Annotated in this window: 4 protein-coding genes; 2 read left to right on the top strand and 2 right to left on the bottom strand. The window is 54.5% G+C overall.

Translation table 11 applies throughout. From position 1 onward, the window contains the following. Positions 1-574: 574 nt before the first annotated feature. Together ACWIUF_RS15270 and ACWIUF_RS15275 are read right to left on the bottom strand one after the other, a co-directional pair. Positions 575-1,348, bottom strand: a complete 774-nt coding sequence (locus ACWIUF_RS15270; RefSeq protein WP_448573358.1) for a response regulator — start codon at positions 1,346-1,348, stop codon at positions 575-577. Between the two features lie 52 nt (positions 1,349-1,400). Continuing rightward, positions 1,401-3,671 carry a PAS domain S-box protein gene (locus ACWIUF_RS15275; protein ID WP_448573359.1) on the bottom strand — a complete coding sequence of 757 codons (2,271 nt, stop codon included), beginning with the start codon at positions 3,669-3,671 and terminating at the stop codon, positions 1,401-1,403. 444 nt (positions 3,672-4,115) lie between these two features. Between ACWIUF_RS15275 and ACWIUF_RS15280 the strand changes: the two genes are divergently transcribed. Both ACWIUF_RS15280 and psbA read left to right on the top strand, forming a co-directional pair. Continuing rightward, the gene (locus tag ACWIUF_RS15280; RefSeq protein WP_448573360.1) at positions 4,116-4,709 is read left to right on the top strand and encodes an L-threonylcarbamoyladenylate synthase; all 594 of its coding nucleotides are present in this window, start codon (positions 4,116-4,118) and stop codon (positions 4,707-4,709) included. A 344-nt stretch (positions 4,710-5,053) separates the two neighbouring features. Continuing rightward, positions 5,054-6,136 carry a photosystem II q(b) protein gene (gene psbA, locus ACWIUF_RS15285; RefSeq protein ID WP_448573362.1) on the top strand — a complete coding sequence of 361 codons (1,083 nt, stop codon included), beginning with the start codon at positions 5,054-5,056 and terminating at the stop codon, positions 6,134-6,136. The last annotated feature ends 47 nt before the right edge of the window (positions 6,137-6,183 follow it).

Below are 6,183 nucleotides of genomic sequence, written 5' to 3' on the forward strand. Positions count from 1 at the left end.
ACTTGCACCTCACTCTGAAGAATCAGGTGTACATAGTAGCCCGATGCCCGACGAATCACGCGAATCTGCTTGACCGCAAAGCCATCGGGAATCGGACGGCTCATCCGCATGGGGATTTTGCCGAGCTTGGGCAAGTCCACCCTGTAGATTTTCCTGCGGAGACGCTACGCGAATGAGCAACGATTGTGGGGTAGGCATTCTGCCTGCCCCGGAGACAGTCGTCTCGGCTGTCTCAACCGATGGGATAACGTTGCGTGGGACGCAGGATGGGTATTTTTCGAGGTGTTCTTAAGCCTGAGAGAGTACTCGCTCCCTGGTAGATAACAATACCGCTAGCCTTAAAGGGTGTTTGAAAAGTCCAAAAACAAGTCGTTTTGGCGACTTCAGTCGCCACTAAAAACGCAAAGCAACCCTTAGGACAGCCAAACGTCAAGGTTCGTAGTCGCGGTTTTAACCGCGATTCTCCTTTTAAAACACCCTCTTATCTTGACATTCTCTCATAACTCTCCAGGATTTCTATAACTGTATTACAGTTAGAAAATCAACAGATTAGCAGCGCAACCCAAATTCGATTTCAGAGCGATGCTTCTTCCTCTTCATTCATCGTCTTGATTGACTCATTCAGCAGGCCAAACTGGCTTAGAAGAAGGATATTTTCAGGGGTTAGTAGCAGTTGTAATTGGTTGATTTTATCAAGAAGATCGACTTGATAATCCAACTCTTCTTGCAGAATTTTTAGATAGCGATCGCGTTGGATTTCCGACACGTTAGACTGGCCAAATAGCTCCAGAACTAGCTTGACGTTGGTAAGGGGATTGCGCATCTCCTCCACGAAATTAGCGACGGCCTGTTGCAGGGTCTGGTTGGTACGCAGTAACGATACCTGGGTTGTCTGGGTTAGCTCTAGCTGCTGTCGCTCTCGCTCTAGACGTTTCAGGAGGAGGGTTTGTTTACGGAGTTGGCTACGGATTGCTGCTAATAACTCTTCGTCGGTAAAGGGTTTACTAATAAAGTCGCTGGCCCCACGCTCCATGCCAAGACGCTGGGCACCCCGTTCTCCTAAGCCAGTTAGGAAAATAAAGGGAATGAGTTGGGTTTTAGTATCTTCGTTTAACTGCTCCAGGACGGCATAGCCATCGAGGTCGGGCATGACAATATCGCACAGGATGAGATCGGGGCAGACTTCGCGAGCTAAGGCGAGGCCCTGGCTACCATCAACGGCTTCGATCGCCAAGAAGTGTTCCGCCGTCAGTAACTTGCGGATGGTGCCACGAACAGCCGGATCGTCCTCAATCACCAGGATTTTTTTCATACCCGGAAGGTCTGTACCTGCGAGGCTAGTCGTCATCGCGCCAGTTAGGATTCACCCTATTGATTGGCCCTCGACGCGGTATCCTGACTTAATCAGGAAGCCTTAGGGGAAATTTTACGATGACTGTTGTCCCTACGCCAACCTCACTGGTGATCGCGATCGTGCCGCCGTGCAGTGTCACACATTTGTGGACAATCGACAGCCCTAGACCGGTTCCCGCGATCGTCCCGACATTTTTGGCCCGGTAGAAACATTCAAACAGGTGGGGTTGGTCTTCGGGGGGGATACCAAGGCCGCGATCGCGCACCTGGATCACCACCTGATCGTCTTCGCAGCCATAGGTCACCTGGACCGGGTTGCCCTGGGGGGAATATTTCAGGGCGTTGCTGATCAGGTTGGTGAGGATTTGTTGAACCAATTTTTTATCTGCCCAAATCGGGTTAGGGAAGTCTGACGCCCCTTGCAGGGCGATCGGGGTTTGGGAACCCTGTTCTAAGGCCATGCCACGGATCACCTGCCGACACAGGGCCTCTAGGTCAAACGGTTCTGGCAGCAACTGCAACTGCCCAGTTTCGGCCTGATCCACAATCAGGGTATCCTCCAGCAGCGCATTGAGGTGCAGGGCCTCGCGTTGGATGAGGTTGAGTTCTTCGAGTTGCTCAGCTCGCGACCATTCGTAGCGTTGGAGGAGTGCCGTAGCCGCAATAATGGTGGTCAGGGGGCTACGGAATTCATGGGAGGTGACGCTGAGGAAGCGCGATCGCATTTCCCCCAATTCCTTCTCCTGGCGGAGGGCATTGAGAATTTTGGCTTCCACCTGTTTATAGCGTGTGATATCGCGAAAGACAATGACACTGCCCTGGATACCTCCCGCCACAGGACAGAGGGGACAGGCCGTAAAGCTGAGCCACGTGCCCTGTTCCTGCTCGGCGGATACGAGATAAACCTCCTGGTTGTCCACGACTTCACCTCGCATCGCGCGTTGTATCGGAAAGTCAGCGGGCGGGCAGGGGGTTTGGCCATCAGCTTGATAAAAATGGGGACCCAGGTCCGTATCGCCCCACGGGGGGGATGCCCAATGGCGGGTGTCGGCAGGGATAAATTGCAACAATTGGCGGGCGGTCGTATTGCTCAGGTAAACGTGTCCACTGGTATCCAGCACAATCACCCCCTCGTTGAGGCTGTTGAGGACGGATTGCAGGATTTGGGTTTGGTGCTGGAGGGTGGTCTGACTGGCTTGCAGGGCTTGCTCAATTGCTTTTTGAGCGGTGATATCTTCGAGGGCGGCGATTGCGTAGATGGGCTTACCGGTCACATCGCACAACAGGGACACCGTCGTATTACACCAGACGATCGTGCCATCCTTGTGTAGGAAGCGTTTTTGGATGGGATGACTACGAATTTTACCCGCCAATAGGTTTTGGACGTAGATGGTGCAGGCGGGTAGATCATCGGGATGGGTAATTTGCTGGTAGGTAATGCCCAATAGTTCAGCTTCGCTATAGCCCAGAATTTCGCATAGTTTGCGATTAACCCGCAAATAGCGGCCTTCGCCAACAGTGGTTTGGGCTAAGCCGATTGCGGTCGCATCGAACAATTGGCGGAAGGCATTTTCGCTCTGCTGGAGCCGTTGTTGGATCTGTTTATAGGGCTGGATGTTACGCCCGACTGATTGGATCTCATAAAGGCGACCTTGGGGATCAAAACGACCCCGGTTGCTCCATTGGAAGTAGGCTTGCTCTCCATTGGCCAACCGCAGCAGGTGTTCCGTATAGGCCACGGGCCGATCGGGGGTGAGCGATCGCAATGCCCCTTCGACTTGGGCCTGTTCTGGCGGCGGCAGTAGGTCCAGAAAGCGCCGCCCCAGTACTTCCGCCTCCGACTTCCCGATGGCCCGACAGTAGGCAGCATTCACGGCAATGAGGGTTGTATCTGGCAGCGATCGCGTAATCAACTCGGTCTGATCTTCAATCGCGCTAGCAACCGGGAGTTCGTAGGGGGTACGATAGCCGGGGGAGGGAACGAACGCGATCGGCTCCGCCACGGTGGGAGGAGGTCCCCCGTTGCAATCAGGGGTGACACTGTGGAGGTGGTAGGCAACCTGGCCCGATGGGTCTTGCCCCTCGCTATCGGCATAGCCATGAACAACGACGATCGTGCCATCCCGGGCCAGTAGGTTGAGGCTAACGGCTTCCGACTGGCGATGGGTTTGGACCCGTTGCCAAGAGTCGTAACCGACCAGCCGACTCTGTTCATGGAGCAATTGCAGCCAGGGCATGGCCGTCAACTCGGCGAGGGTGTAGCCTAATTGAGCTGCCGCTTCCGGATTGCTGTGACACAAACGCCCGTCTGCACCCACCACCAATAACAGGCGCGCTGAGGGTGCCTGCTGATCTTGCCAGATCGGGGTAGTGATCAGCTGGGCATGGGCTTGTCAGAAGGTCAACGGGGGGGCGGGGGGTGTGGCGGAGTTCGTTGCCAGCAGCGGCGCGGGGTAGGTCATAGGTGTTCTCCCTTAATCCCATAATTAATGAGGCTGATCCCAGCTACCGCCGTTCTTGATCGTTGGAAGTTCCGGGGAAGTACCTTCAAGCCTAGTGGCGAACGAGAGACTTGCGTAAATTGTCTGTACCTCACGGACTTGCCTATACCCGAGGAATGGCAAGGCTGTAAACTAGCTTGGGCGACCAGCTACGCTCGGCAGTTACCAGCGGGGCTAACGTAATGGCATAACATAGCGGAACATATTGGAATTAAACCCCAAATTGCTGCCAATCGTAACGCTAATCCTAACCGAATTAATATGCCGATCGTTTCCCTTGATACCTTGATTAATGGCGCGATCGCGGGCCAATTGGTGAGCTTTCCCACGGATACGGTCCCCGCGCTGGCTACGCGTCCGGATCAGGCAGACCGTATTTTTGCGGCCAAACAGCGCCGTCAGGATAAACCCCTGATCTTGATGGCCGCGACGGCGGCGGACCTATGGCCCTTTACAGTTGGGGCTGCTCCTGAGCAAACCCTTTGGCAGACGATCGCCGATCGCTACTGGCCCGGTGCTCTAACCCTGGTTCTGCCTGCCAGTCCTCAAGTACCACGTGCGATGAATCCCCTTGATCCCACGACGATCGGCCTGCGGGTTCCGGATGCGGCGATCGCCCGGACTATCCTGGCCCAAACCGGTCCCCTAGCAACGACCAGTGCAAACCGATCGGGTGCTCCGCCGTTGGTGGATATGGGCGCGATCGCGGCCCAATTTCCCGATGCCCTTGTGCTTGATCCCACTGTTGTATCCAACCAAAGCACGGCGATCGCGGGGATTCCGTCCACGGTAGCCAAGTGGGTTGCCGGGGAATGGCAAATTCTCCGACAGGGAGCTATTACCCTTGGGGAATAATTCTGGCCATCGGCTGCCCACTGGCCTTAGGGGTTGGTTTTGCCATCCGTTTTGCCATCCTTTTAGATCTGGACGCATGGATTAACACCTCACCCTCACCCTCGAACTCGCCACACGTTCGAGGGCCTCACAGATTCTCCGGGTCGCCCTCCAATCCGTATAGACGAGCAGCCAACCCTAGTCCCCAGACATATAAGCTTGACCTATAGGTAATATAAGCAAACACAAATATTAAGGTCGGCAGGAAAAAACTTTACAGAAGTTAACAATGTGGTTAACATAAAAATATCCGAACCAGGTCGTTCGGATATCACATCTAAATTCTTCAGTTGTAATTCTCAATTATGACAGCTACCTTACAACAAAGACAAACGTCTTCGGCGTGGGAGCAGTTCTGTCAGTGGGTCACGAGCACCAATAATCGCCTCTATGTGGGTTGGTTTGGTGTGCTGATGATCCCGACGCTGCTGACGGCGACCACTTGCTTCATCATCGCCTTCATCGCCGCTCCCCCGGTTGACATCGACGGGATTCGGGAGCCTGTTGCGGGTTCTTTGCTCTACGGCAACAATATTATCTCTGGGGCAGTGGTGCCTTCGTCTAACGCGATCGGTCTGCACTTCTACCCGATTTGGGAAGCGGCTTCGCTGGATGAGTGGCTCTACAATGGTGGCCCATACCAGTTGATCATTTTCCACTTCCTGATTGGGGTGTTCTGCTACATGGGTCGGGAGTGGGAGTTGAGCTACCGTCTGGGGATGCGTCCCTGGATTGCGGTAGCCTACTCAGCACCCGTTGCGGCGGCGACGGCGGTGTTCCTGATTTACCCGTTGGGTCAAGGTTCGTTCTCGGATGGGATGCCCCTGGGGATCAGCGGTACGTTCAACTTCATGTTTGTGTTCCAAGCGGAGCACAATATCCTGATGCACCCCTTCCACATGCTGGGTGTGGCTGGCGTCTTCGGTGGCTCGCTGTTCTCCGCGATGCACGGTTCGTTGGTGACCTCCAGCTTGGTGCGTGAGACGAGCGAAACGGAATCGCAAAACTACGGTTACAAGTTTGGTCAAGAGGAAGAGACGTACAACATCGTTGCCGCGCACGGCTACTTCGGTCGGTTGATCTTCCAATACGCGAGCTTCAACAACAGCCGTTCGTTGCACTTCTTCCTGGCGCTTTGGCCGGTCGTCGGTATCTGGTTCACCGCTCTCGGTATCAGCACGATGGCGTTCAACCTGAATGGGTTCAACTTCAACCAAAGCGTGCTGGATTCGGAAGGTCACGTGATCAACACCTGGGCCGATGTGCTCAACCGCGCTAACCTGGGCTTTGAGGTGATGCACGAGCGTAACGCTCACAACTTCCCCCTCGATTTGGCCAGTGCTGAGTTGGCTCCGGTGGCGCTGACGGCTCCTAGCATCAACAGCTAATCCAGGCTCATCAAGCTTTAACTCGATATGAGTTGCTCATAGTTTGA

Source organism: Trichothermofontia sp., assembly GCF_053493415.1.